19 protein-coding genes are annotated in these 25,505 nt (G+C 73.3%); 6 read left to right on the top strand and 13 right to left on the bottom strand.

Annotation, left to right across the window (positions count from 1 at the left end; all coding sequences use genetic code 11):
- Window positions 1–29 precede the first annotated feature (29 nt).
- The 5 genes from ACZ7CD_RS25285 to ACZ7CD_RS25265 all read left to right on the top strand — a co-directional run bounded on the left by ACZ7CD_RS25285 (window position 30) and on the right by ACZ7CD_RS25265 (window position 5,608).
- Entirely contained in the window at window positions 30–1,469 is a 1,440-nt protein-coding gene (locus ACZ7CD_RS25285; protein ID WP_470379805.1) for an alpha/beta hydrolase, read from the top strand.
- A gap of 125 nt (window positions 1,470–1,594) precedes the next feature.
- On the top strand, window positions 1,595–2,464 hold the full coding sequence (locus tag ACZ7CD_RS25280; protein ID WP_360384656.1) for an ABC transporter ATP-binding protein: 870 nt from the start codon (window positions 1,595–1,597) through the stop codon (window positions 2,462–2,464).
- A gap of 1 nt (window position 2,465) precedes the next feature.
- Complete coding sequence (locus ACZ7CD_RS25275; protein WP_360384654.1) at window positions 2,466–3,530, top strand: ABC transporter permease; 1,065 nt, start codon at window positions 2,466–2,468, stop codon at window positions 3,528–3,530.
- A gap of 15 nt (window positions 3,531–3,545) precedes the next feature.
- On the top strand, window positions 3,546–4,460 hold the full coding sequence (locus ACZ7CD_RS25270; protein WP_470379804.1) for a Gfo/Idh/MocA family protein: 915 nt from the start codon (window positions 3,546–3,548) through the stop codon (window positions 4,458–4,460).
- A 41-nt stretch (window positions 4,461–4,501) separates the two neighbouring features.
- The gene (locus ACZ7CD_RS25265; RefSeq protein ID WP_470375324.1) at window positions 4,502–5,608 is read left to right on the top strand and encodes a macrolide family glycosyltransferase; all 1,107 of its coding nucleotides are present in this window, start codon (window positions 4,502–4,504) and stop codon (window positions 5,606–5,608) included.
- Here ACZ7CD_RS25265 and ACZ7CD_RS25260 read toward each other — a convergent pair.
- Window positions 5,583–6,425 carry an alpha/beta fold hydrolase gene (locus ACZ7CD_RS25260; protein WP_360384648.1) on the bottom strand — a complete coding sequence of 281 codons (843 nt, stop codon included), beginning with the start codon at window positions 6,423–6,425 and terminating at the stop codon, window positions 5,583–5,585. The genes ACZ7CD_RS25265 and ACZ7CD_RS25260 overlap by 26 nt on opposite strands.
- Window positions 6,426–6,536: 111 nt before the next feature.
- Between ACZ7CD_RS25260 and ACZ7CD_RS25255 the strand changes: the two genes are divergently transcribed.
- Window positions 6,537–7,256, top strand: a complete 720-nt coding sequence (locus ACZ7CD_RS25255) for an SDR family NAD(P)-dependent oxidoreductase (RefSeq protein ID WP_470368925.1) — start codon at window positions 6,537–6,539, stop codon at window positions 7,254–7,256.
- On the opposite strand, the gene ACZ7CD_RS25250 is transcribed toward ACZ7CD_RS25255, so the two are convergent.
- The 12 genes from ACZ7CD_RS25250 to ACZ7CD_RS25195 all read right to left on the bottom strand — a co-directional run bounded on the left by ACZ7CD_RS25250 (window position 7,219) and on the right by ACZ7CD_RS25195 (window position 25,505).
- The gene (locus tag ACZ7CD_RS25250) at window positions 7,219–7,818 is read right to left on the bottom strand and encodes a DedA family protein (RefSeq protein WP_470379803.1); all 600 of its coding nucleotides are present in this window, start codon (window positions 7,816–7,818) and stop codon (window positions 7,219–7,221) included. The two genes, ACZ7CD_RS25255 and ACZ7CD_RS25250, sit on opposite strands and share 38 nt — an antisense overlap.
- Window positions 7,819–8,028: 210 nt before the next feature.
- Complete coding sequence (locus tag ACZ7CD_RS25245; protein WP_360384644.1) at window positions 8,029–9,534, bottom strand: thiopeptide-type bacteriocin biosynthesis protein; 1,506 nt, start codon at window positions 9,532–9,534, stop codon at window positions 8,029–8,031.
- 12 nt (window positions 9,535–9,546) lie between these two features.
- Complete coding sequence (locus ACZ7CD_RS25240) at window positions 9,547–11,115, bottom strand: YcaO-like family protein (protein ID WP_470379802.1); 1,569 nt, start codon at window positions 11,113–11,115, stop codon at window positions 9,547–9,549.
- Window positions 11,112–12,593 (bottom strand): hypothetical protein, encoded by a 1,482-nt coding sequence (locus ACZ7CD_RS25235; RefSeq protein WP_470379801.1) that lies wholly within the window; start codon window positions 12,591–12,593, stop codon window positions 11,112–11,114. The genes ACZ7CD_RS25240 and ACZ7CD_RS25235 overlap by 4 nt, the downstream gene beginning before the upstream one ends.
- 4 nt (window positions 12,594–12,597) lie before the next feature.
- Window positions 12,598–13,677, bottom strand: coding sequence for a hypothetical protein (locus ACZ7CD_RS25230; RefSeq protein ID WP_360384638.1), 1,080 nt, complete (start codon window positions 13,675–13,677; stop codon window positions 12,598–12,600).
- On the bottom strand, window positions 13,674–16,091 hold the full coding sequence (locus tag ACZ7CD_RS25225) for a lantibiotic dehydratase (protein WP_470379800.1): 2,418 nt from the start codon (window positions 16,089–16,091) through the stop codon (window positions 13,674–13,676). The genes ACZ7CD_RS25230 and ACZ7CD_RS25225 overlap by 4 nt, the downstream gene beginning before the upstream one ends.
- A complete protein-coding gene (locus ACZ7CD_RS25220) occupies window positions 16,088–16,267 on the bottom strand; it encodes a thiazolylpeptide-type bacteriocin (protein ID WP_360384633.1) in 180 nt (59 codons plus the stop codon). The genes ACZ7CD_RS25225 and ACZ7CD_RS25220 overlap by 4 nt, the downstream gene beginning before the upstream one ends.
- Window positions 16,268–16,358: 91 nt before the next feature.
- Window positions 16,359–19,040, bottom strand: coding sequence for an AfsR/SARP family transcriptional regulator (locus tag ACZ7CD_RS25215; RefSeq protein WP_470379799.1), 2,682 nt, complete (start codon window positions 19,038–19,040; stop codon window positions 16,359–16,361).
- Between the two features lie 738 nt (window positions 19,041–19,778).
- Entirely contained in the window at window positions 19,779–22,115 is a 2,337-nt protein-coding gene (locus tag ACZ7CD_RS25210; protein ID WP_470379798.1) for a glycoside hydrolase family 3 protein, read from the bottom strand.
- 60 nt (window positions 22,116–22,175) lie between these two features.
- Window positions 22,176–22,766 (bottom strand): hypothetical protein, encoded by a 591-nt coding sequence (locus ACZ7CD_RS25205; RefSeq protein WP_470379797.1) that lies wholly within the window; start codon window positions 22,764–22,766, stop codon window positions 22,176–22,178.
- On the bottom strand, window positions 22,753–24,366 hold the full coding sequence (locus tag ACZ7CD_RS25200) for a substrate-binding domain-containing protein (RefSeq protein WP_470379796.1): 1,614 nt from the start codon (window positions 24,364–24,366) through the stop codon (window positions 22,753–22,755). The genes ACZ7CD_RS25205 and ACZ7CD_RS25200 overlap by 14 nt, the downstream gene beginning before the upstream one ends.
- Window positions 24,363–25,505, bottom strand: coding sequence for a toxic anion resistance protein (locus ACZ7CD_RS25195; RefSeq protein WP_470379795.1), 1,143 nt, complete (start codon window positions 25,503–25,505; stop codon window positions 24,363–24,365). Before ACZ7CD_RS25195 ends, ACZ7CD_RS25200 begins: the two co-directional genes overlap by 4 nt.

The following is a 25,505-nucleotide window of genomic DNA, read 5'->3' as shown; positions in this document are numbered from 1 at the left end:
CAGCGCGCCGTCGGGGGAGGAATTCGGACATGCGAAAAGCGTTGTCCCTGGCCGCGGCGCTGGCCGCGGCGACGGCGTTGGTGGTGCCGGGCGCGGCATCGGCGACGCCGGCACCGGTCGTGCAGTGGCGGGAGTGTCCCGCGGACGTGGCGCGGCCGGGGCTGGAGTGCGGCACCCTGCAGGTGCCGCTGGACTACCGCAAGCGCGAGGGGCGCAAGATCGAGCTGATGATCTCGCGCCTGGCCAGCACGAACCCGGAGAAGCGCCGCGGCATCCTGCTGACCAACCCCGGTGGGCCCAGTGAGGGCCTGACGTTGCCCGGTGACCTCAAGCTCGGCGGGATGCCGCAGAGCGTGCTGGACGGCTACGACCTGATCGGCATGGACCCGCGCGGCTTCGGCTACAGCACGCCGGCCACGTGCGACCTGACCGAGGAGCAGATGTACCTCGGCAACGTGCCGCCGTACGCGGTGACGCAGGCCGACGTGCGCAAGCGGGCCGACGAGGTCCGCCAGATCGCCCAGCAGTGCACCACGTCGTCGACGGCGTACCTGTTGCCGCACAACACGACCGCGAACATCGCCCGCGACCTCGACTCGGTGCGCCAGGCACTGGGCGAGCGCAAGGCGTCGTTCCTCGGCTACTCGTACGGCACGAACCTGGGCGCGGTCTACACGACGCTGTTCCCGCGCACGACCGACCGCGTGGTGCTCGACAGCAACCTCGGCGCGGGCGGCTGGGACGTCGAGGGCAGCCGCAACTACGGCCGCGGCACCGAGGACACGTTCCCGGACTTCGCGCGGTGGGCCGCCGCACGCCCCGAACTGGGCCTGGGCGCCACCCCCGCGGCGGTGCGCGCGAAGTACTTCGCCATCGCCGGGAAGCTCGACCGCACGCCGTCCCCGGAGGGCGTCACCGGCCAGCTGTTCCGGCTGCTGACCTTCGGCGGCCTGTACTCGACGACCGACGCGTCGTTCGGCAAGCTGGCCGCCCGCTGGCAGGCCCTCGACGCCGGCACCCCGCTGCCGCCGGACAACACGCCGGTCCCGGCACGGGTCGAAAGCCTGATCTCCGGCCGGTTCTACGTGGTGTGCGGCGACTCCCGCTGGCCGACCGCCGTCAGCACCTACGAGCGCAACGTGGCCGTCGACCGCGTGCGGTACCCGCTGTTCGGCGCGGCGGGCGCGAACATCATGCCGTGCGCGTTCTGGCCGGACCCGGTCGAGAAGCAGGTCAAGCCCACCGACCGCGGGCCGCGCAACGTGCTGATGGTGCAGAACGAGCGCGACCCGGCGACGCCGCTGTCCGGTGCGCGGACGATGCGCCGGGCGTTCGGGGACCGGGCGGCGGTGCTGACCCTCGACCACGGTGGGCACGGCGCCTACCCGTTCGCGGGCAACGCGTGCGCCAACGAGAAGGTGACGTCGTACCTCCTCGGCGGGGAACGGCCGGGCGACCAGAAGTGCTAGGTGGTTGAGCAACCGGCCGGAACCGTGCCGCGTGCCCGCTCGGGCACGCGGCACGGGTCGTCCTCCGCGAGGATGATGCCGCGCGGCGGACGCGATCTTGAACCCGGCCGCATAGCGTTCCCGGCATGTTGACGGTGACGGGGATCAGCCGGAGCTTCGGCGACCACCGGGTGCTCGACGACGTGAGCTTCGACGTGCGGCCCGGTCGCATGACGGGGTTCCTGGGCGCCAACGGGTCCGGCAAGACGACCACGATGCGGATCGTGCTGGGGGTGCTGGCCGCGCACGGGGGTGCGGTGAGCTGGCGGGGGCAGGCGATCACGCCGCAGAACAAGCCGCACTTCGGGTACATGCCGGAGGAGCGCGGGCTCTACCCCAAGATGAAGGTGCGCGAGCAGATCACGTGGCTGGGGCGGCTGCACGGGGTCGACCGGGAGGTCGCGCAGCGCAACACCGACGAGCTGCTCGCCGACCTGGAGCTGACCGACCGGGCCGACGACCGGCTGGAGCAGCTGTCGCTGGGCAACCAGCAGCGGGTGCAGATCGCGGCGGCGCTGGTGCACGAGCCGGACGTGCTCATCCTCGACGAACCGTTCTCCGGGCTCGACCCGATCGCCGTGGACACGGTGCTCGACGTGCTGCGCAAGCGCGCCGCGAACGGGGTGCCGGTGTTGTTCTCGAGCCACCAGCTCGCGATCGTCGAGCGGTTGTGCGACGACGTCGTGATCATCTCCAAGGGGCGGATCGCGGCCAGCGGGTCGCGGGAGGAGCTGCGGCAGCGGCACGCGAACGACCGGTACGAGGTCGTCGTGGACACCGACGCGGGGTGGGTGCGGGACGTGCCGGGTGTGTCGGTCGTGGAGCTGGACGGGCCGCGCGTGGTGTTCGAGGGGGCATCACGCGCGGTGCTCGAACAGGCACTGCAACGCGGTGAGGTGCGGTCGTTCGCGCCGGTCGTGCCCACGCTCGACGAGATCTTCAAGGAGGTGAGCTGACGTGGCGCAGACGTTCACGAAGGCGACGTGGCTGGTCGCCGAGCGGGAGATGAGGACGTTCGTCAGCACCAAGGGGTTCTGGATCGGCTTCCTCGCCACCATCGCAGGGTTGTTCGCGCTCACCGTGCTGCCGACGGTGTTCGGCGGTGACGACCCGAAGGTCGCGGTGGTCGGGTCCGCTGCCCAGGTCGTGCAGGGCAAACCGCTCGACGTGCGGGAGGTCGCCGACGTCCAGGCCGCGCAGGAGCTGGTCCGCGCGGACGAGGTCGAGGCGGCGATCGTGCCCGACGGCTCCGGCATCAAGGTGCTGGCGCTCAACGACCCGCCGACCGCGGTGATCTCGCAGCTGGTGCAGGCGCCGCCGGTGGAGCTGCTCGACCCGTCGGCGGTGAGCTCGGACCAGCGGTTCGTCGTGGTGCTCGTGTTCGGGCTGGTGTTCCTCATGTTCGGCATGGGCGGCGCCGCGATCGCGCAGAGCACGGTGACCGAGAAGCAGACCCGGATCGTGGAGATCCTGGTGTCCACGGTGCCGGTCAAGGCGCTGCTCGCCGGCAAGATCGTCGGGCACGTCATCCTGACGATGGGGCAGGTGGTGGTGCTCGCCCTCACCGCGCCGATCGCGCTGCGGGTCGCGGGGCAGCAGGAGCTGCTCGCGGTCGTGGCACCGGCGCTGGGGTGGTTCGTGCCGTTCCTGTGCCTGGGGTTCGTGCTGGTGTCGTCGCTGTGGGCGGTCGCGGGCGCGCTGGTCAGCCGCCAGGAGGACCTCGGCTCGACCATGGGCCTGGTGATGCTCGCGGTGATGGGCCCGTACTTCGGCGTCCAGTTCTTCTTCGACAACCCCGCGGTGCTCGGCGTCATGTCGTTCGTGCCGTTCACGGCCGGCGTCGCGATGCCGGTGCGGATGTTCGCCCAGCAGGCCGCACCGTGGGAGGCGCTGGTGTCGCTCGGCATCCTCGCCGCCACCGTCGTGGTGATCCTGCTGGTCGCCTCGCGGCTCTACACCGGATCGCTGCTGCAGACCGGGGGACGGGTCAAGCTGGCCCGTGCGTGGGCGCCCGCCGAATAGGCGAGACTGTGCGGCATGGTCGCTGATCCGATTCGCCTCGCCGTCGTCGGCCTGGGTGCGATGGGCACCCGGATGCTGACGGCGGCGCAGGCACATCCCGACTTCACCGTGGTCGCCGGTGTCGACGTCGTGCCGCGTGCGGTGGACGTCCCCGTGGTGCCGTCGCTCGACGACGTGCTGTCCGATGTGGACGCCGTCTACCTCGCCACGCCGCCTGCCGTGCACGCCGGGCAGGCCGTCAAAGCGCTCGCCGCGGGCAAGGCGGTGTTCTGCGAGAAGCCGCTGGCCGTCGACCTCGGCGAGGCGCGGGCGATGGCCGAGGCCGCGGCCGGGCACCCGAACGCGGTGAACTTCGCGCTGTCGGACATGGCCGCGACGCTGGAGGTCGAACGGCAGCTGCCTTCCCTCGGCGAGCTGCGCGGGGTCGAGGTGCGGCTGCAGTTCCCGAAGTGGCCGCGGGAGTTCCAGAAGGACGCGCTGTGGCTGGCCGAGTCGCGGCAGGGCGGGTTCGTGCGGGAGGTGCTGTCGCACTTCGTGTACCTCACCGACCGGGTGCTCGGGCCGCTGGCGGTGGAGTCGGTGTCGGCGGACTTCCCGTCGGCCGGCGCCGCCGAGGTCGCGGCACGCGGGGTGCTGCGCAGCGGCGATGGCGTGCCGGTGCACGTGTCGGCGTTCTCCGGGCTCGCCGGGCCCGAGGTCTACGAGTGGACGGTCTGGGGCACGCGCAGGTCGTTGCGACTCAGCCAGTGGGCGCAGCTGTCCGGTTCGGACGGCGGGCCGTGGGAGCCGGTCGAGCTCGGTGCGCGCGGCTCGGACTCGGCGCGGCTCGGGCTGTTCGCGCAGGCCGTGCGCGGGGAGCACCCGCGTGACCTGGCGGACTTCGCCAGCGGGCTGCGGGTGGCCGAGGTCGTGGAGGCGTTCCTGCGGTAATCGCGTTGCCGCGCGCATGACGCCCCGCCAGGATCGGCGGGGTGAAGCTGCTGTTCGTCACCCTCTTCGGCCACGGCCACCTCACCCCGACGTTGCCGCTGGTCGAGGAGGTGACCCGGCGCGGCCACGAGGTGTGGTACGCGACCGCCGCCGAGCACGCCGACGCGGTCACGGCGGCGGGCGCGCGCTGGCTGGAACTGCCCGCGCTGCCGCCGTTCGAGCCGAAGACCGCGAACCCGGTTGACGAGTGGTTCCCGCACTACTTCGCCGCGATGGCCGCGATCCACCCGGTGCTGCTCGAACACTGCCGCCGCGACCGGCCCGACGTGGTCTGCTACGACGCCACGAACTGGCCCGCACGGGTGGTGGCACGCCAGCTGGACATCCCGGCGGTGCGGACCGTGCCGCACTTCGTGTCCAACGAGCACTTCCGGCTGATGGACCCCGCGATCGCCTGGGCGGTCGAGGAACCGTGCGCGCGGTTCGCGGCGGAGCAGGGCGTCGAGCTCGACGTGGCGAGCACGCTGGACGCGCCGGAGGAGTGCAGCATCGTGCTGGTGCCACGGGAGTTCCAGCCGGCCGGCGACACGTTCGACGAGACCTGCCACTTCGTCGGACCCCTGCTGGGCCGCCGCCTGGACGAGCGGTGGACGCCGCGGCACGACCTGCCGCTGCTCTACGTCTCGCTCGGCTCGTTGCTCAGCGACGAGGACTTCTACCGGGCGTGCGTCGAGCAGTTCGGCGACGGCGCGTGGCAGGTCGCGTTGAGCGCCCGCGCCGACCTCGGCCCGCTGCCGGACACGATCGACGTGCGCCCGTGGTTCCCGCAGCCCGCGGTCCTCCGGCACGCGGCCGTGTTCGTCACGCACGGCGGCATGAACTCCACCATGGAGGCCCTGCACGCCGGTGTGCCGCTGGTGGTCGTCCCGCAGACGCCCGAGCAGGTGAGCAACGCCGACCACATCACCGCGCTGGGACTGGGCGAACGCGTGCACGACCTCGCGGACCTGCGTGCGGTCGTCGACCGGGTCGCGACCAGCGACCGCATCCGGCGCAACGTCGACCGGATGCGGGCCGCTGTCCGCAGCGGCGGCGGTGTGCAGCGGGCCGCCGACCTGGTGCTCAGCCGAGCACCTCGCGCAGCTTGACGGCGAACTCCTCCGGCTTGCCCGCGTACCCGAACTCACCGCCGATGAACCCGCCGTGGTGGCTCGGGAACACGACCGCCTCCTGCCCGAGCAACCGTGCCGTGTGGACGGCAGTGCGCGCGGTGAACGCGTCGCCGGTCTCCTCGCCGACGGCGATCACGACGCGGGTGGACGCGGCCTTGAGGTCGTCGACGCGCGGGTAGTAGTCGGTGATCGCCAGCGACGAGGTGCCGAGCAGCGGGTCGTCGCGCTTGCCGTCGTCCTCGGACGGCATGCCGAACTGCGCCGGGTCCGGTGCGGGCAGCGCGAAGTACTCGTCGGTGTACTCGCCCTGCCACGAGCTCATCTGGATGAACGCCGCCATGCCCGCGCCGCCGCCCTTGGCCTGGTATGCGGCCATGAACGCGTCACGCGCGCGCCGGGCGGCGGCCGCGTCGGGCAGCACGTCGATCATCGGCGGCTCGTGCGCCACGAGCGTGACGACGTCGTCCGGGTAGGACGCGACGAGCTCCAGTGCCGTGACCGCGCCGCCGCTGGACGCGAACAGGTCCACCGGGCCGCCGACGGCCTGGATCACCGCGTGCACGTCCGCCGCCTGCGTCTCCGGGGTGTTGTCGGTGCGGCCGTCCGACCTGGTGCTGCGGCCGAGGCCGCGCGGGTCGTAGGTGATGACCGTGCGGTCGGGGAACTGCGCGCGCAGCGCCGTGAAACCGCTCGCGTCCATCGGCTGGCCGATCATCATCAGCGGCCGGCCGCCCTCGCCCTCCACGTCGTAGGCGATGGCGGCGCCCTCGGTGTCCAGGATGTGGGTCGTCATGGTGTTCTCCCCAGTGCTGTGGATGCCCTGAGCAGCGTAGTCACAGACGTGAACCGCGCTGCCCCGACAAGCCGATCGACGTGCGGGAAACCGGCTGATATCAACGGGTGCATGACCCGAACAGCAGTGGTGACCGGCGGCGGCACGGGCATCGGCAGGGCGGTGGCGGCGCGGCTTGTGGAGCAGGGCCTCGACGTCGTGGTCACCGGCCGCCGGGAGGACGTGCTCAAGGCCGCGGCCGACGAGATCGGTGCGCGGGCGGTGGTCTTCGACGCCGCCGATCCCGACGCCGTCCAGAACGCGGTGGCCGACCTGCCGTCCCAGGTGGACGTGCTGGTCAACAACGCGGGCGGCAACATGACCCGGCGCCTGCCCGCGCCGCGGAACCTGACCGACGTCCGCGACCTGTGGATCGCCAACTACGAGTCCAACGTCATCAGCGCGGTGCTCGTCACGACCGCGCTCGAACCGCGGCTGGCCGACAACGCCCGCGTCGTCACGATCGGCTCGATCGCGGGCCGGCGCGGCTCCGGTGCCTACGGCGCGGCCAAGTCGGCGGTCGAGGCGTGGACGGCGGACCTGGCGTTCGCACTGGGAACGCGGGGGATCACGGTCAACGTGGTGTCACCGGGCGTCGTCGAGGACACCGAGTTCTTCGGCGGCACGCTGTCGGAGGAACGCCGGAAGAAGCTCGTCGGCAACCCCGCCAACGGCCGCGCGGGCACGCCCGCTGACGTCGCGGCCGCGGTGGCGTTCCTGACCGCACCGGAGGCGGGGCACATCACTGCCCAGGTCATCGGCGTGAACGGCGGAGCCGGGCTCGGACGCTGAAGGCGACCACCGCCACCAGCACGCCGGCGAGCGCCACCCAGGAGAACTCGGCCAGGTAGTGCTCGGCCGCCTCGCCGACGAAGTAGACCGCCGCCGTCGTGCCGCCGGCCCACGCGATGCCGCCCAGAGCGTTGGCCAGCAGGAACTTCCCGTAGTGCATGCCCATCGTGGCCGCGAGCGGACCGGACAGGATCCGCAGCAGCGCCACGAACCGGCCGAAGAACACCGCCCGGGCGCCGTGCCGTTCGAACAGCGCCTGGGCGCGGCCGACCTTTCCTGCGTCGAAGTGCCGGGGGAACTTGGCCTCCGCCCACGTGAAGACGCGCGGCCCGAACCGCTTGCCCAGCGCGTACCCGACGCTGTCGCCGAGGATCGCGCCCGCACTCGCGCAGATGCCCACGACGACCGGGTTCACGCCGTCGTGGTGCGAGGCCATCAGCGCGGCCGTGACGAGCACGATCTCGCCGGGCAGCGGGATGCCGACGCTTTCAAGACCCACGACCAGGCCCACGACCACGTAGACCAGCAGCGGCGGGACGGTCTGGAGCCAGTGGGACAGCACGTCCGCGATCTTCCCCCGAATCCGCTGGGAGCGCAGGGAACGTCGACCAGGACAGCGGTCAGCTAAGCACCTTGCACACGCCAGTCAAGCAGGGGCGAGCTGGGCGGTGGGCCCGGACGGGGGCTGCCGGCCCTGATCTCGGCCGGCTCCGTGGTCCGGTCCTCGGTGTCGGCGTCGATGCTGACGCAGGTGTGCGAGGCGGTGCCGGGGTCAGTCGGGGTCCGAGGCCAGCGGCAGGAAGTACACGAGCGCGTCGTCCACGCCGTCGAGCCCGATGACGTCGTGGGCGATGTCGTCGTAGAACCCGCCGACGAGCCCGGTGCGGATGCCGAGGTTCGCGGCCGTCACCGTGAGGTTCTGGGCGAGGTGCCCGGCCTCGGTGAACGCGAACCGCAGCGCCCGCAGGCCGTAGGTCTGCCGCAGTGAGCCGAGCCGGATGTAGAGCGCGAGCACGGCCGGTGTACCACCGAGCTCGGTCGTGCCCGGCCCGAACCACATCGAGGTCGCCTCCAGGTCCGGCACCGGCGGTGCCTCGCCGAACCAGGTGAGCGCCCGGTCGACCTCGTTCACCTCGTAGCGGCCGGGGGCGAGGCCGTCGACGTTGAGCGCGATGAGCCGGATGCGGGCGCAGTACTGGGCCCCGGCGCTCGGGTAGGGCCAGCGGCCGTCCTTCGGGGACATCGCGTTCCACAGCAGCGTGCCGAGCTGCTCGGAGGTGAGGTCGCCGGTCAGGTCGCGGCTGGTCCGGCGGGCCCGCAGCGTGTCGGTGTCCACCGTGGAGGGCAGCGTGGCGGTGGCCGGCCAGACCCGCCGGTTCGGGGCGGTCTTGCGGGGCAGCTGGTCGGTGAAGCCGGGCAGGAACTTGCTCGCCTCCAGGTAACGGCGGTCCGGCGCGGTCTCGCCGTCCTCGTGGAAGTCGGTCAGGCCGGTGGGCGACAGGGCGGCGGCCGCCGTGGTCCAGCAGATCATCCGCTCCTCGTTGGGCGTGACGCCCACGCGGTTGAGCAGCATGTGCAGCTGGGACGCCCACACGTGCGGCAACCAGGTGCCCAGGCGCCGCCCGGCGTCGGTGACCGCCGCGGTCCAGTGCGAGACGGCGCCGCGGGGCTCGCGGTACCAGCGGGCGGCGAGGTCGCGGCCGCGTTTGGCGAGGAGTTGGTAGGCGGCGTGCTGCGAGCCGATCGTGGGCGGCGGCGCCTGCTCCTGCACGTTGCGCCACCCCGCGCCGAGGCTGCGCAACCAGCTCGCGGCCTGCGGCAGGTTCAGGTCGAGCGCCCGTGCCGTGGCGATGGTGAGGTCGATGGCCGCGGTGAGGCGGGCGCTGTCCGTGCGGGCCGCCCGCAGCACGGCCAGTGCGACCTCCGTGCTGCGGCAGAACACCTCCTCGGCGACCGGCAGCGCCTCCCGGCCGCCGTACCGCTCGGTCTCCGGGACGTACTCGACCTCGCGGACGTCCCCGTGCGGCAACCAGTCCGGGTCGTCGGTGCCTGGCTGGAAGTCCTGTGCGGCGATGAGCCGGGTGAGCGTCGCGGTGAGGTCACCGACCTGGTCCCCGGTGGCGTCCTTGACGCGGACGCGCAGGTGCGGGCCGGTCTCCCAGTAGCGCAGGAAGTACCACTCGTGGCCGGCCATCGCCGGGGCGAGCGCGTCGGCGATGAACGTGTCGACGTCCGTGCGGTTCCAGGAGACCCTGCAGTGCAGGCCGGTCCAGGTCACAGCTGCTCCATCTCACGGGAACGGGTGGGGGTGCAGGGCCTTCGCCCGCAGCCGGGGCAGACCGGCGGTGCGCCGGTGGCCGAACGTCATCGGCAGCGCACCCGGCACGAGGACCTTGGCCGAGTGCAGGCCGAGACCGCCCGCGGTGACCGGGTCGGTCTGGTCGACGGCGACCAGTTCCAGGCCCTGGTGGCGCAGCCGGGCGCTGTAGTGGTCGAGCAGGCCTTCGAGGCTGGTGTGGTCGCGCTGGTCTTCGAGGACGGTCTCGCCGGTGCCGACGAGGAAGGCGTACCGGTCGGCGGCCTCCGGCAGGGTGTTGACGGCGACGTGGTCGTCCATCGACCGCACCAGTTCCGGCTCGTGCAGCAGGCGGAGGAGGCGGTGCCGGTCGTAGGCCCCGGGGTTCGCACGGACGCGGTCGACGAACGACTCGACGTCCACGACGACCTCGACGGCCGCGGACCGCAGCGCCGCTGTGGGATCGGGGCTCGCGCCGGCGGCGAAGAAGGCCCTGGGCAGCGTGGTGCGGTCGGTGCGGTCGGTGCGGTCGGTGCGGGCCAGCGCCAGCACCGACGGGATGCCGATGTCGGTGGTGGCGTCGAGGAACAGCAGCTCGTAGCCGAGCTCTTCCAGGCGGTCGGTGAGGTGGTGCAGCAAGGGGTCCCTGGGGAGCCGGATGCGCCGCAACGGTGTCTGCGCGTACCAGGCCATCAGGAACGCGTCGCGTTCGGCGACCTCGAACAGGCCGTGCAGGACGGCCTCGGTGAGGCTGTTGCCGAGACCGCAGCCGTTGGACGTCTCGTGCAGGAACCGTTGCTCCGGCGGGGTTTCGACGTCCCAGTAGGCCACCTGTTCCGGTACGGCGATGGTGCGTTGCCTCGTGTACGACCAGCCTTCGACCCAGCGGAAGGTGAGGTTCGGGGTGTAGCGGTGGTGGTCGGGCAGGCCGAGCGTCGCCGGGTCGACCGCGTGGTCGGGGCCGAGCTCCGCGAACGACGCCTCGAACGTGGTCCGGTGGCTGCGCGGGCGCATTCCGTTGTACCGCTCGACCGCTTCGAACAGCGCGACCCGTTCCGCCTGCTCGAAGTCGGCGGTGCGGCCGTGACCGGCGCCGTGCCCGTGCAGCTCGGCGGTCATCGTCGGCAGCGGCAGGTGGCCCGCGCGGAACAACCCGGTGACCGGGCCGAACCGGTGGTCCACGACCGCGGCGGTGAGGTTCTCGACGGTGGTCAGCGGGTTGTCGGCGCGCAGGGCGTTCCCGGTGATCTCCGTGGTGTCCCGGGGTTCCGGCAGGGGACAGCAGCCGGGACGGGGGCGGACGCGGTGGGTGGAGACGAGGGCGAGGTCGGTGCGGAGGGCGAGGACGGTGCCGGGTTCCAGCTGCCCCACGGCCTCGACGAACGGGCGGAACGCGGGCGGGACGAGGCCCGCGAGCCGGAGGTCGCCGTGCGGCGGGGCGCCGGCGACGGTCAGGCGGGCGTGTTCCGCGCAGGCCGTGCAGACACCGCTGGTGGGTCCGACGAGGGTGAGCGCGCCGTCGGCACGGACGGCCGGTGGGTCGGCGGGGGTGTAGGTGATCATCGCGGGTCCACGGCGTAGGCGACGAGTCCGGCGGCGTGCGGCTCCGGGTCGAGCGGTCGTGGGGTGACCCGGACACCGGGCAGTGCGGTGAGGGCTTCCTGGAACTCCTGCTCGCGGTCACGGACGTCGTTGGGCCACAACCACTCCCTGGTGACCCAGCTCGGCTGGCCGGCGTCCGCGCGGTGGGGAGCGGCACCGGTGAGGTGGGCGGTGCCGGTGCGGCCGGCCTGCGCGTGCCCGGTGGCGGCCAGCGCGGCGAACGCCACCGCGTCCGCCGCGGTCGCCTCGACGGCCCAGGCCAGCAGGTGGTGGCCCCGGTGGACCTCCGCCCGGTGCACACCCGGCGCGAGACGGGTGGTGCGGAGCTCGGCGGGGACGGCGAACCGTTCCGTCAGCGCCTTCCACCACCGCCGTGCGGTCGGGTCGTCCGGCGGCTCCACCGGCTCGCCGGGGTGGTGGCGTGCGGCGAGGCGCAGGGCGGCGCCGCGGGCGTGGAGGTCGTCGACCCCCAGGACGGCGTCGGTCTTGACCGCGGCGAGGGCGGCGTCGAGGCGGGCCGCGTCGGCGGTGGTGCCGATGCCCAGCGCGGTGCCGCAGGTGGCGAGCTTGGCCGGGACCTGGGGCAGCTCGCCGAACACCGGGGGCTCGACCAGGCCGAGTTCGGCGTCGGTGAGGGCGTCCAGGGCGCGCCACGGGTCCGTCGGGGGTGGGCCGGTCAGCAGGGGGTGGTAGGTGGCGCGGAGCGGGGTGGTGCGGGCGATCAGGACCTGTGGGTGCGGGGTTCTGGCTTCGGCTGCGGCGGGGTCTTCGAGGCCGGCGACGGCACAGAGGAGGCGGTGGACGGCGGTGGAGCCGATGAGGGCGGCCAGGACGGCGGGCGAGGTGCCGGTGGCGTTGAGTCGAGCAGTTTGTGCAGTGGCTTCAGTGCTGGCTAAAAGAGAGGATGGGGGCAGGACGTAGCCGACGTCGGCGCCGCACCCCGCCTGGAGGGTGAACGGGCCCGCGGTGAGGAGGAGCAGGGAGGTCGGCTGTTCGACACGAGGGCTCACCCGCACGGCGAGGCCGACCGCCTCGACCGCCCGTGCCGCCGCGCTCGCCGGCTCGCCACATCCCGTGATCTCAACGGTGACGGCCCGCAGCCGCCGCCACGCGTCCACCGGGTCGGCCGCGACGGACTCCAGCCACTCGGCGACGTCCGGCGCGGGCCCGTCCCACTCCGCCGGCACCGTCACCAGCATGTCGTGCTCCCGCAACGCCTCCAGGATCACCTCCACCGCCGCCCGCACCGCCGGAGTCGTTTCCTCCGGCACGACGAGGGCGTCCGCGGTGAGCCCGGCGGACAGCTGCGGGGCCAGGCGCTGCCACACCCGCCACAGCCCCGCGCCACCGGTGATGGTGCAGCTCGACGCCCAGCCGCGCAGGTGCAGGCCGTCAGGGGTCCGGGTCGCGCACACGACCGGGCGCAGGCGCACGAGCACGTGCTCACCCCACCTTCGGCAGGGCGGCGAACTGGTCGGACCAGGTGGTGCCGAGGACGTCCTGGGCCGCGCGGGACAGCAGGTGGGCGGCGGCGTAGCGCTCCATCGGGGTGACGTCGCACAGCGTCAGGAGCTGGTAGAGGACGTTGGTGCCGAAGCGGTACACCGTCATGTTGCGGACCACGCCGGGGTCGGAGAGGTCGACCGTCCACATGGCACTGTGGTAGGCGCTGAACTCGGTGCGTTCGCCGTAGTTGTAGCGGCGGACGGTGGCCGGGTCGCCGATCTCGCGGGCGCGGGTGCCGTGGCGCGGGTTGGGGGCCGGGTCGAGGTGGCCCGCGTCGTAGTGGGCCTCCGCGGCGAGGCGCAGGTCGATGGTCCAGGTTTGCCAGGCGGCTTCGAGTGCGCTGGTGGGGTGGCCCCACGCCACGCGGGAGACCAGGGTGCGGGCGGTGTCGGCGTTGGCGGCCCACACGGCGTCGAGGCGGGTGCGCAGGGTGCCGTCGGGGTCGTTGGCGAGCAGGAAGTCCTCGACGTGCGAGAGGAACGAGTGGTAGCCGTACTGCAGGCCGGCGGGGTAGCGGCTGGCGTGCACGGCGATCGCGGTCAGCGCCAGCACCGCGCGGGGGACGTCGAGCGACTGCCGCACGGCGGGGATGCCCAGGCGCAGGCCGTGCGCGCGCAACGGGATGTGGCTCGCGGGCAGCAGGTCGAGCAGGCGGTCGTGCGAGGTGGGTTCGATGCGCACGGAGTTGTTGGGGTGCAGCGGTGTGAACGGTGGCAGCAGCAGTTCGGTGATCGCGGCGGCCGAGGCGTGGGCCAGCTGCTCCGCCTCTGACAGCTCCACCGTGGACGGGTGGGCGGCCAGGTGGGAGCGCAGCAGTGCGGCGAGCAGCAGGGCGGCCGGGTCGGCGGACGGACCGTCGAGGCGGACGCGCAGGTGCGGGCCGTGCAGCCAGTGGCGTTCCACGTGGCCCGTGACGTCCGAGAACGCCGCCGTGGCCGCGGCGAGTGCGGGCAGGACGCCGTCGCGCAGCAACGGGGCCTTGACGGGGTCGTGGTAGTGCACGACGACGTCGGTCATCCGGCCCTCCGGTAGGTCTCCGCCAGCACTTCGAGCACCTGGCCGGACGGCACCGGCAGCGCCTCGGTGAGCTGCACGCGGCCGGGGTAGCGGGCGAGCAGGCGGGACAGGCCGCGCAGGTGCAGTGCGTTGGTGAGGTCGACGTACTGCGGTTTCGCCGCTGCCATGCGGGCCACGGCGTCCTCGTTCGAGGTGATCACGCCGCCGGGTCCGGCGAACACCTGTGCCGGCAGGCCGTGGCGGGCGCGGAACCGGGCCACGGCGGCGACGTCGGTGAGCTCCGCGGTCAGCTGTGCGGAGTCGGCGTCCCAGAACCGGCGGCTGAGCACCACGTCGTGGTGGCGCAGCCGCTCGGAACGCAGGACGCCGTCGACGGACGTGGTGCGCCGCAACGGGCTCAGCTCCACGCCACCGCAGGTGAGGTCGGTGTGCAGGGCGGCGACCCGGTCGGGCAGCGAGATCGGCATCAGGTAGCCGAGGTACAGCACGTCGACCACGGCGCGGGAGTCGCGGTGGCGCAACCGGAGCTCGTCGTGCTCCTGGTCGTGGAACAGCTCCAGCGCGTCGGGGGTCAGGTCGGCCCAGTGCGGGTCCTCGCCGACCTCGCGCCGGCCGAGCAGCGGGTGCAGGTTCGGGGTGAAGCCCTGCACCGGCCGGTACTCGACGAAACCGCGCGGGAACACACCGTCCAAAGTGGCCCGGACGGTCGCGTACGCCTCGGGTGGCAGCAGGTCCAGGAACCGGCCGGGGAAGCGGCCGAACCCGTCGTAGACGTGGTTCACCACCAGTCCGCCCCGTGCGGGCTGCGCGAAGAACGAGTACGACACCGGCCGGGTCTTCATCCACGCGGGCAGCAGGTCCGCCGCCGCGGTCACGGCCTCGTCGGTGATCACGCCGTCCCGCACCAGGTCCGCCACCTGCGCGCGGCTGGCACCGAGGCCGCCGGTCGGGGCACCGGACAGCGAGTCGCGCAGCAGGGGAGCGCACGCGGCGAGCCGGGCGACACCGCCGTGGCCGAACTCCACGACGAACCGGTCGCGGATGTTCCTGCGGATCGCGAGGTGCCGGTCGAACAGCATCAGCAACGGCGTCAGGCCGGCCAGCGAGCGCACGCCGTCGTAGCCGTGGGCGCGGCCGAGCCGGACCGGCTGGGGCAGCACCACGTCCTCGCTCAGCGGCGTGACGCCGGTGAGGTCGGCACCGACCAGCTCACCCAGCTCCGCCCAGGCAGCGAACAACGCGGTCAGCGCGGCCGGCCGGGCAGCGGCGGGCAGCCCGCTGAACGCGGTGGTGTCGCGGTGCACCGAGGTCACGCGGTCGGCCAGGTCCGCGCGTCCGGTGCCGCGCAACCACGCCGCCAGCGCGAGGCAGGCGGACGGGTCCTGCGGGTCGACCGGGAGCACCGGCAGGAGCAGTTCGATGTCGAGCAGCAGCGCCACGTAGGAGTGGGCGCGCTCGGACTCGCCGTCGGGCAGCCGGGTGGCCAGCACGCTCGCGAGCTCGGCGGGGGTGATGCCCCCGGGGTTCGCGGCGGTCAGGCCGACGAGGTAGCGCAGCGGCGCGCTCGCGGCCAGCTCGACGTCCTCCTCGGCACCCACGTGGGCGCGCAGCGGGCCGGTCGCGGGCACGTCCCGGCGGAACCGCACCCGGTCGCCCTCCTCGTGCACGTCGGCGGCGAGGCGGTGCGGGTGGTCGAACAGCAGCTCGCGGTCGGCCAGCAGCGCGGCGACCAGACGGGCCAGCAGCACCTGGCTGACCCGTGTGACGGCGACCGGCTCGCCCCACTCGGGAGCGGGCGCGTCGGCGGACCAGGTGCCCCAGCCGACGGCGGTGTACCAGGACAGCGGACTGGTCTTCGCGGTGGCGCGCAGGGCGTAGCGCAGCACGGTCGGCTCGGCCTTGCGGGCGCGGCGGTCACCGGCACCGGCGCGGGCGAGGCCCTGCCAGAGGTCCCGGCCGCTGAAGACGGCGGCCTTGCGCAGTGGTTCCGCTGCGCACACCTCGGCCAGCACGGCGCGTTCGGCGGCCAGCGCGGCGGGCCGGGCGCGGTCGGCCTCCGCCAGCAGCGCGGCGCGTTCGGCCAGCAGCTCCAGCCACTTGCGCAGGTCCGGGTAGCGCGACACCAGGTCCGCCGCGGCCTCGACCAGCGCGGGCCGCGGGGTCCGCCCGTTGTGGACGTCGCGGCGCAACGGCAGCACGACCCGGCGGTGGAAACCGGGGTCGTGCTCGGCGGCGCTGTCGTGCAGCTGCTCGCCCAGCGGCCCGGCCAGCGCGAGCAGCTCCGCCTCCTTGTCCGCCAGCGCCGCCGCGGCACGCCGGAACGGCGCCGCGTCGGCGGCGCCGTCCGGGTGGGGCAGGGCGGCCAGGCGCACCAGTGCGTAGGGCGCCGGTTCTCCCCGCGTCGGGTCGGTCATGCGTTCAGCGTCGGCAGGTTCGGCTGGGTGCAGCTGCTGCACGACGAGCTGCCGCACGAACACGACGACGCCGCTCCGGACGCACCGCCCTCGGGCAGCGCCGCGGAGTCGCGGATCGACGTGACCGCGAGGTCGCCGAGCTCCAGGTCGTCCAGGTCGAACGAGAGGTCCTTCATGGAGTTGTCCCTTCACGAGAAGGCCGGGGAGGCCGTGGGTGAAGGGTCGGAGATCACGATGGACCGGGCCTGGAGCCCGGATCGACAACGCTCAGCCGATCCGGGCGCGCACCTCGTCCGCCTTGGGTTCGCCCAGCTCCTCGAACAGCGCCACCGACTCCAGCCAGCACTTCTCGGCACCGCGCCGGTCGCCCAGCCCGTCGAGCGCGAGACCGAGGTTGTCGAGCGACTCGGCCTGCCCGTAGCGGTCGCCGATGCGCCGGAACGTCTCCAGCGCGCGTTCGACGTGCGCGACGGCCTCCGGGAAGTCGAGCAGCCCCCGGTGCACCTCGCCGATGTTGTTGAGCAGGATCGCCTCGCTGTAGGGGTCCTCGACCTCGCCGCGGATCTCCAGCGCCCGCCGGTAGCGGTCCAGCGCCTCGTGGAAGCGGCCGGCGTCGGCGTGCAGCAGGGCGATGTTGTTGAGCAGCACTGCCTCGGTGTGCAGGTCGCCGAGGTCCCGGGCGATCTCGGCTGCCTGCTCGAAGCACTTCAGCGCCTCGTCGAGGCGGCCGGTGGTCATGTACGCGATGCCGAGGTTGTTGAGCACGGGTTCCTGCCGGTACCGGTCGCCGATCGCGCGGAAGATCGCGAGCGCCTGCCGGCCGCAGTCGATCGCCTCGTCGTGGCGGCGGACCTCGCGCAGGGCGATGCCGAGGGTGATCAGCATCCGGCCCTCGGCGGAACGGTCGCCTGCCGAGCGGGCGGCACCGAGCGCCACGCCGTGCGTCTCCAGCCAGTCCGCCCAGTGCTTGCGCAGGTTGAAGAAGTCCCACAGGCACTGCGCGAGCAGCCAGCACTGCCCGTTCAGGCCGTGCTCGGCGGCGTCGCGGACGGCGGCGACGAGGTTCGCCCGCTCGGTGTCGCACCACAGCAGCGCGGTGTCGCGGTCGGCGAACTCGCGCGGGTGCACGGCCGGGTCCGCCGCGGGCAGCTCCAGCTTGCGCTGCGGGTTGAGCTGAACGGCCGAACGCCACGACGTGTGCAGGTACCAGTCGAGCACCCGGCGCAACGCGGTGGCGCGCGCGGGCGGCGGCTCGGCAGCCTTCGCCTGTTCCACGGCGTAGGCGCGCAGCAGGTCGTGCAGCACGTACCGGCCGGGGGTGTGCTGCTGGAGCAGGTGTTCGTCGAGCAACGTCTCCAGCAGGTCCTCCGCCTCGTACGCGGTGAGCCCCGCGAGGGCGGCGGCGGACTCGGCGGTGACGTCCTCACCGGGGTGCAGTCCTAGGAGCCGAAACAGGCGCCTCTGGTGCTCGGGCAGCGCCTGGTACGAGAGGTCGAACACGCCCCGTGCGCCGAGACCGCCTCTCTCCAGCTGTGCCACGAGGTCCAGCACGGTCCACTGCGGACGGCGGGCGAGCCGTTTCGCGGCCAGCGCCACGGCGATCGGCAGGTGCCCGCACAGCTGCGCGACCCTGGCGGCGGCCTCGCGTTCGGCGCACACCCGGTCCGCGCCGGCGATGCGGGCCAGCAGCGCGACCGCCTCGTCCGGCGTGAACACGTCCAGGGAGACCGACTTCGCCCCGTCCAGCCCGAGCAGGCTGCGCCGGCTGGTGATCAGCACCAGGCACGTCGAGCTGCCCGGCAGCAGCGGCCGGACCTGGTCCTCACCCGCAGCGTTGTCGAGCAGCACCACCGCGCGCCTGCCCGCGAGCCGGTCGCGGTAGAGCGCGGCGCGGTCGGACAGCGACTCGGGGATCTGCGCGCCGGGCACCCCGAGCAGGCGCAGGAAGCTCTCCAGCACCGCTGCCGGGTCGGCGGGCAGCTCGTCGTGGTCGAAGCCGTGCAGGTCCGCCCACAGCTGCACGTCCGGGTACCGCTCGACGAGCCGGTGCGCGGCGCGGACGGCGAGCTTGGTCTTCCCGACACCGGCCATGCCCTCGATCGCCGAGATCACCACCGTGGACTGCGGTCCCGGCTCGCACAGCCTGCGCAGCTCGGCCTCGCGGCCGGTGAACTCGGCGATGTCCATCGGCAGCTGCCGGTGCGCGCTCAGAGCCGCGGGCGAGGGCGCCCGGCTCTCCAGCACCACCTGGTGCAGCTGCCGCAACCGGGCCCCCGGTTCGACGCCGAGCTGCTCGACCACGTGCCTGCGGGCAGCGGCGTACACCTCGAGCGCCTCGCCGCGGCGGCCGGCGCGGTCCAGGGCGAGCATCAGCAGCGCCCACAGCTCCTCCCGCAACGGGTGCTGGGCCGCCTCGCGGCGCAACCGGTCGATCACGTCGCCGAACCGCCCGAGCTCGGTGGCGGCCTTGGCGAACTTCTCCACCGCGGTCAGCCTGCGCTCCTGCAGGCGCGTGAACTCCGCGCGCAGCAACGGTCCCGCGGTGACCTCCACCGGCGTGCCATGCCACTTCCCGAGCGCCTGGGCGAAGAAGTCCGCGGCGGCCTCGGTGTCGTTGTCGGCCGCCGCCTCCTCGCCCCGGCGCACCAGCCGGTCGAACTCGTCGAGGTCCAGCTCGCCCGGCCGCACGACGAGCCGGTAGCCGTGGCCGGGCAGGGTCACGAGCCGGTCGCCCACCGCGCGCCGCAACCCGGCCACGTATGTGCGCAGGTTCGACTCGGGCGACACCGGCGGCGAGTCCCAGACCGCCTCGGTCAGCTGTGCGACGCTCACGGCCTCGTTCGCGTGCAGCAGCAACATCGTGAGCACCGCGCGCTGGCGAGGCCCGCCCAGCTCCAGCGGCGTCCGGTCACGACGCACCGCGAGCGAGCCGAGCACCAGGAACTCCACCCTGAACCGTCCTCCTCCATGATCACGAAGCGTGTGTGCGCCATCGTCGCCTTCGCCCTGGTCACGGTCTGTGCGCCGTCTGGGCGAAATCTGTGCACGGCACCTGGCACCTTTGTACCCAGATCAGGCAACTGCGCCGCCGGACCGACCGGGAATTGGGGGTCGGCGCAGCGGTCTGGTCCGGTTCCCCCAAGAACCCGGCCGGCGTGTGAAAGTCACCGCACACGCCGGCCACCTGGGACCAGCCCACCGCCGCGGGCCGGCCGGACCGCACCGGCACCCACGGCAGGTGGAGCACGCTGGCCGGTGGCCCGGTTGGGGCCCCCAGCCCGGCCGCGGCCACCACCCCCGGCGTGCGCCTCGACCGGTCCGGCCTCACCCGGGAGGTGCCGCGACCGCACCACGGGCCGGCAGCGCGCGAGCGGGTGCGACCTCCCGCCGGCGGACCGGCGCGGACCGCACGGGCCCAGGCGCCGGTGGAGTGATCGGCTCGACCATGATTCCTCCCCCCGGAGCCAAACGTACCGCCGCGACGGTGAGGGCGCGGCGTGGACGAGGAAGATCAACGGACCGGCTTCTCACCGCTCACTCGCGGTGGTGCGGTGGCGGATGGCGCGGCTCGCGCACACCGGCACCGTCCACCCACACCGCCACGGTGTCCCGGCGCGCCACCTCCTCGCTCAACGGTGTCGTTGCGCCACAACGACACCGTTGAGCAGGGATGACCGTCCGGGCGGCTCAGTCCTGTCCGTCCCGAGGCACCCGCACGTGCACGGCCCGCACGTCACCGAGCCCGCGCGCCACGAGCACGTCGCCGGTCAACGGCTGCCAGCCGTTCGACCAGGTCCGCTGCACGCGCGGAGAGCACCGCACCTCGACCAGCGCCGACGAGCCGGCCGCGACGTCCGCGACCGCCCAGCCGATGAGCCGGACCGGTTCGAGCTCCGGTCGCAGGTACACCTGCACGACCTCGCGCCCGTCCCGGTTGCCGGCGTTGTCCAGCCGCACCGACACGACGTCGACCGCATCGTCCCGAGTGGACACCGAGAGGTCGCCGTAGCGCCATTCGGTGTAACCGAGGCCGTGGCCGAACCAGAACAGCGGGTCGGTGGCGCCGCGGTACCCGATCGCGGTTCCCTCGCCGTAGACCAGCTCGCCGCCCACGGGCACCGGCGTCAGCGCGTCGGCGTCGGAGCGCGGGAACGTCGTCACCAGGCGCCCGGCCGGTTCGACGTGGCCGAGCAACGCCGCCGCCACCGCGGCACCGGCCTCCTGACCGGGCAGTCCCGCCCACAGCACGGCGTCGACCTGCTCCAGCCACGGCATCAGCACCGGCGTGGCGGCGTTCACGACGACCACGGTCCGTGCAGCGGCGGCGGCCACGGCCGCGACCAGCGCGTCCTGCTCACCCGGCAACGCCAGCGTGGTCTTGTCGAAGCCCTCGGTCTCCTGCTCCTCGGTGAGACCCACGACCACCACCGCCACGTCGGCCTCCCGCGCGGCCCGCACGGCGGCGTCGATCGCGGCGGCGGCCGGGCGGGGCACCGGCTGGGTGATCAGGCCGACGAGCGCGGCGGCCTCGCGCACGGTCGCCGTGATCCGGTCACCGGGGGAGAGCTCGACCTCGGTGGTCCACGCCGGCGGCTTGAGCAGCGCCTCCTCCACGACGCCGTCCGCCCAGGCCAGCCGCTCCTCGTACCGCTCGCCCGCGACCTCGACGGTCCAGGCGCCGAAGCCGCGCACGCCCACCAGCAGCCGTGCCGGACCGGGCAGCACGACCTCACCGGAGAGCTCGATCGCGGCGGCACCCTGCGCCCACCCGCCGTACGCGGCGAGCTCGGCGATCTCCACGTCCCGCACGGCGAGCACTTCTCCGTCGGCGTCGAACGTCGTGGCACGGATGTTCCGCAGCACGCCGGGTGCCGGTGCGGCGTGGCGGGTGCGCACCTCCACACCGTCCACAACGGACAGCCGGTCGCCCAGCTCCGCGGCCAGGCCGTCCGCGATGCTCACGACGTGCGGTGGCCGCACCCCGGCCGAACCGCCGCCCTGCGCCACGGTGTCGAGGGCGGGCCGGCCGATGAGCGCGACCTCCTGCGCGTCCAGGGGCAGCACCCCGGAGTTGGTCAGCACGGTCATGCCGCCGGCGGCGAACCGGCGCAGCTGCTCGCGGCGCCGCGGGCTGTCCGGCGCCGGCAGGCCGGTCGGCCAGGACCGCTCCCCGAACGCGCCGACCCGGTCGGCCAGCCGCAGCAACCGGCGCACGTGCTCGTCGACGGTCGACTCGGCGACCTCGCCCGCCCGCACCGCCTCGACCAGCCGCTCCTCCCACGGGCCGCCCGGTCCGGGCATGACGAGGTCGAGCCCGCCGTTCGCGCTCTCCGCCGTGGACTTCGTGGCGAACCAGTCGGACATCAGCAGGCCGTCGAACCCCCACTCGCCCTTGAGCACGCCCTCGACCAGCTCGGCGTGGTCGGTGGCGGCGATGCCGTTGACCCGGTTGTACGCGGCCATCACCGCCCACGGCCGGGCGTCTTCGACCACGACCTCGAACGGCAGCAGGTACACCTCGCGCAACGTCTTCTCGTCCACCACCGAGCTGGCCGTGCGCCGTTCGGTCTCGGACTCGTTGGCCACGAAGTGCTTCGGCGTCGCGGCGATGCCCTTGTCCTGCAAGCCCCGCACGTACGCGGCCGCGAGCACGCCGGTGAGCAGCGGGTCCTCGCTGTAGGCCTCGAACAGCCGCCCGCCCAGCGGCGTGCGGTGCAGGTTGATCGTCGGACCGAGCACGACGTGCACCTGCTGGGCGGCGGCCTCGTCGGCGAGCAGCGCGCCGACCTCGCGCGCCAGCTCCGGGTCCCAGTGCTGGGCCAGCAGCGTGGCGTTGGGCAGCAGGGCGGCGATCGTGCCGCCGCGCAGCTCGGCACCGCGCACGCCGGTCGGCCCGTCGGACACCTTCAGCGCCGCCAGCCCGATCGCGGGCTCCGGGTGGAGCGCGAACAGCGCGGCGCCGGTCAGCAGCCGGACCTTCCGCTCCAGGTCGAGTCCGGTGAGCGCTTCCTCGATGTCCGTCACCCCGACGACAGTAGGGCCCGTGTCGAGGTCCGCGGTCGCGACAGCCGGGCCTGAGCCGCCTCAGAGCCGGTCGCGGTCCTCCAGGTACCTGCCGTGGTCGGCTTGTCGTTGCTCGTCCGCCGCGTGGAACCGTTCGGCCACCCGGACGGCGTCCGCTCTGAGCAGGTCCAGCTGCCGCAGCAGCTCCGCACCCGACCCGCGCGCGGCGGCGTACCACCACGGCAGGTTCAGGTACGTCTGCACCGACAGCGGCAGGTCCGTGCCGATCAACCGGGTCACCGAGTGCAGCGCGTCCGGGTCGCCGCGCAGCACGCGCGGCCGGTCGAGCATGCCGCGCAGCACGTCGGCGACCTCGGCGAGCTTCGGCGCCACCTCGGCGGGCACCCGGCCGCCGAACCCGTGCACGCGCGCCACCAGTGCGTCGAGCTCGGAACGCAGCTGCCCCGCCTCCTCCTCGGGGGCGGTCACCAGCACGACCTCCTCCGGCGGCGCGGCCAGCGCGCCCACCCCGTACAGGCCGGCGACCACGAGCACCCAGTAGGACCCGGCCAGCCCGGCGAAGTGCAGCGCCAGCCCGAGCAGGCCGCCGGCGCAGCCCGCGAGGTTCTTCCACGACGCCAGGTAGCGCAGCACCGCGTCACTGGTAGCCACGGATCTCCCTGAACGCGGCTGAGAGCGAACGGCTGCGGGCGTCGAACACCTTGCCGCCGCTCATCTTCGCGACCCGCTCCATCTCCTCGGTCGCGCTCTCGCCGAACAGCACCGGGAAGACCGGGACGCCCCTGAGGTCCTGCGGCAGGGTCGTGTGGAACACGGTGAAGTCCTCGATGCCCTCGGACCCGGTGTTCTCGCCGTCGGTCATCAGCACGATCGAGGTGAAGCGGTCCGGGTCGGCGTCGAGCTGGCGGCGCAGCACGTCGTAGCCGCTGCGCAGGCTGCTGTAGATCGCGGTGCCGCCGCCCGCGTCCAGCGACTTCGCCGTGGTGCCGATCTGGTCGAGCACCGGGCGGGCGTCGGCCTGCGGCACCTCGTAGGTCAGCGGGGACCGGGCGCTGCTGTCGAACGGCAGCAGCGTCACCTGCTCGCGGCCGTGGAAGCGGCTGAACCGGCCGGCCAGCGAGGAGTCCGCGCCGGTGAGGCCGACGAGCGCCGAACGCAGGCCGTCGATGCGGTCGCCCTCCATCGACCCGGACGTGTCGAGCACGTACAGCGTGCGGGACGGGCGGCGCAGCTGGTCGAAGTAGGTGGTGATCAGACCGTCCACAGCGGACTGACTGCCGGGGAACGGCAGCTCCACCAGGTCGCGCACCGCGAACTTCCCGTCCAGCGGCACCTGCGGCACGACCGGGCGCCGGTGCGTGGACTCCACGATCTTGCGCTGGACGTCGGCCCCGCGCAGGTGCTCGGTGAGCTTCCGGTGCGCCTCACGCGCGTCCGAGGAGGACGACGTGAGCAGCGTGAGCGGGTAGTCGGCGGTGACCACGCCATCGTTCGGGTAGATCAACGTCAACGGCTCCGGCGTGGAGGCGTTAAGCGACAACAGCACCGACTCGTAGTTGATCAGGCCGTCCACCTTGGCACCGGGGTCCTCGCCCTTGGCCCGCCGTGCGTAGGCCTCCGAGAGCCAGCCGGACGAGCCCGCCGACAGCGTCTGCGCCGAGAAGAACTCCTTGAGCTGCGGCGACACCGCCGAGACCTGGGCCGCGTCGAGCGCCGAACCCGAGCCGGACAACGCCGCCGCGACACCCACCAGCGCGGAGAAACCGGAGTTCGACGCCGACGGGTCGGTCATGCCGTAGGTGAACCTCTTCTGCCCGGCGGCCGCGGCGATCTCCGCCCAGCCGACCCGCCTGCCCTCCCAGCCGAGCTCCCGCACCTTCGCTGCGGGCAGCCCGAGCACGACCGGCGACCCCATCACCTTCGTGGCGGTGCCGAGCCGCTTCTGCGCCTCCGGAACGAGTTCCAGGTAGCGGTTGGAGGAGAACCACACCGCGTCGAAACCCTGCTCGGCGGCGCCGGACGCGACCTTCTCCGCGCCCTCGATCGTGCCGGTGAAGTCGAACTTGACGGTGACACCGGTGGCGCGGGCGGCCTCGTCGAGAACGGGTTGCAGGTCGGCGAGCTCGCTGCCGGCGAGCACGCGCAGCACCCCCGGCTCCGCGTCGCCGACCGGTCTGGCCGGGTCGGGGTCGTCGGAGCACCCCGCGAGCAGCGCCACGACGGCGACTGCCGGGATGAAGCGGCGGATCATGCTGGCTCCTCGGTGCCGCGCACGCGGCTCAGGTGGTCGTGGGCGCGCCGGATCTCGGCGTCCAGCGCGTGCACCGTGCTGGACATCGAGTCGGCCGCGCGGGCCTTGAACGTGTCGATCGCGTCGATCGCCGCGTAGATCTGGTCGAATGAGGTCCGCACCGCGTCGATGCCGACCGTCGGCGTCGCCGCAATGCGCTGGACGTCCTGAGCCTGCACGGACATCAGCGTCGCGTTCGACCTCAGGATCTCGTCGGTCAGTCCGCGCACGGCGTCGACCTGGTCGATCACCTCGCGCTGCCCGGCCAGCGCCGCGGCAACCGCGACCCCGATCCGCAGCGCTGTGACCGTGGTCGTGACGGCTCGTTCGACGCCCTTGATCAGCTCGTCGTTGTTGCGGCGCACGACGTCGAGCACCAGGTACCCCTGCGCGCAGACCGCGAGCTGGGTCAGCAGGTCCTGGTGCCGTTGCCGCAGCCCGAACAGCACGTCGGCGCGCAACGCGGTGGCGCGGCCGGGATCGGACAGGTCGAAGATCTGCACCTGCCGGTCGACGGCCGCGTCCATCTCACCGGCCAAAGCGGCGTCCTGCGACAGCCTGGTCATCAGGTCCCACAGCCGCTGCCGTTCGCCCTTGATGACCGCGTTGTCCCGTTTCAGCGCGTCCTGCCCGGACCGCAGCCGCAGCACGATCCGGTTGACCGGCTCGTCGGCCGCCCGCAGCCGGGCCAGCAGGCCCTTGGCGGCGTTGCCACCGGGGAGGAACCCGAGGACCTTGCGGCCGGTCAGCTTCGACAGGTCCTGCGGGTCGAGCTCGCGCACCGACCGGCGCAGCTCGGTCAGACTCGCCGTCACCTGCGTGGTGTTCGGCGACGACACCGACGCGAGCGTGCGGTCCAGCAGCCGGCCCGCGATCTGCGCGGCCACCCGCATCTCCGCCTCGCCGAGCACCAGCGCCTCGTCCACGATCCGGCCGAAGTCCGGCGACCGCGGGTCAACGGCACCCAGCGCGTCGACGAACGCCTGCGCCCTGGTGAAAAGCTCGGTCCTGGCGTCGTCGGGCACCGGGATGAGACCCGCCGCCCGCTCGACCGGCACCGGCTCGACGGGGTCCGGGGGAGTGAGCACGAAGTCGGACAT

The organism is Lentzea sp. NPDC036949 (assembly GCF_055608075.1).
Note: the sequence above shows the minus strand (reverse complement) of the source record. Positions and strands in the feature narration are given on the sequence as shown.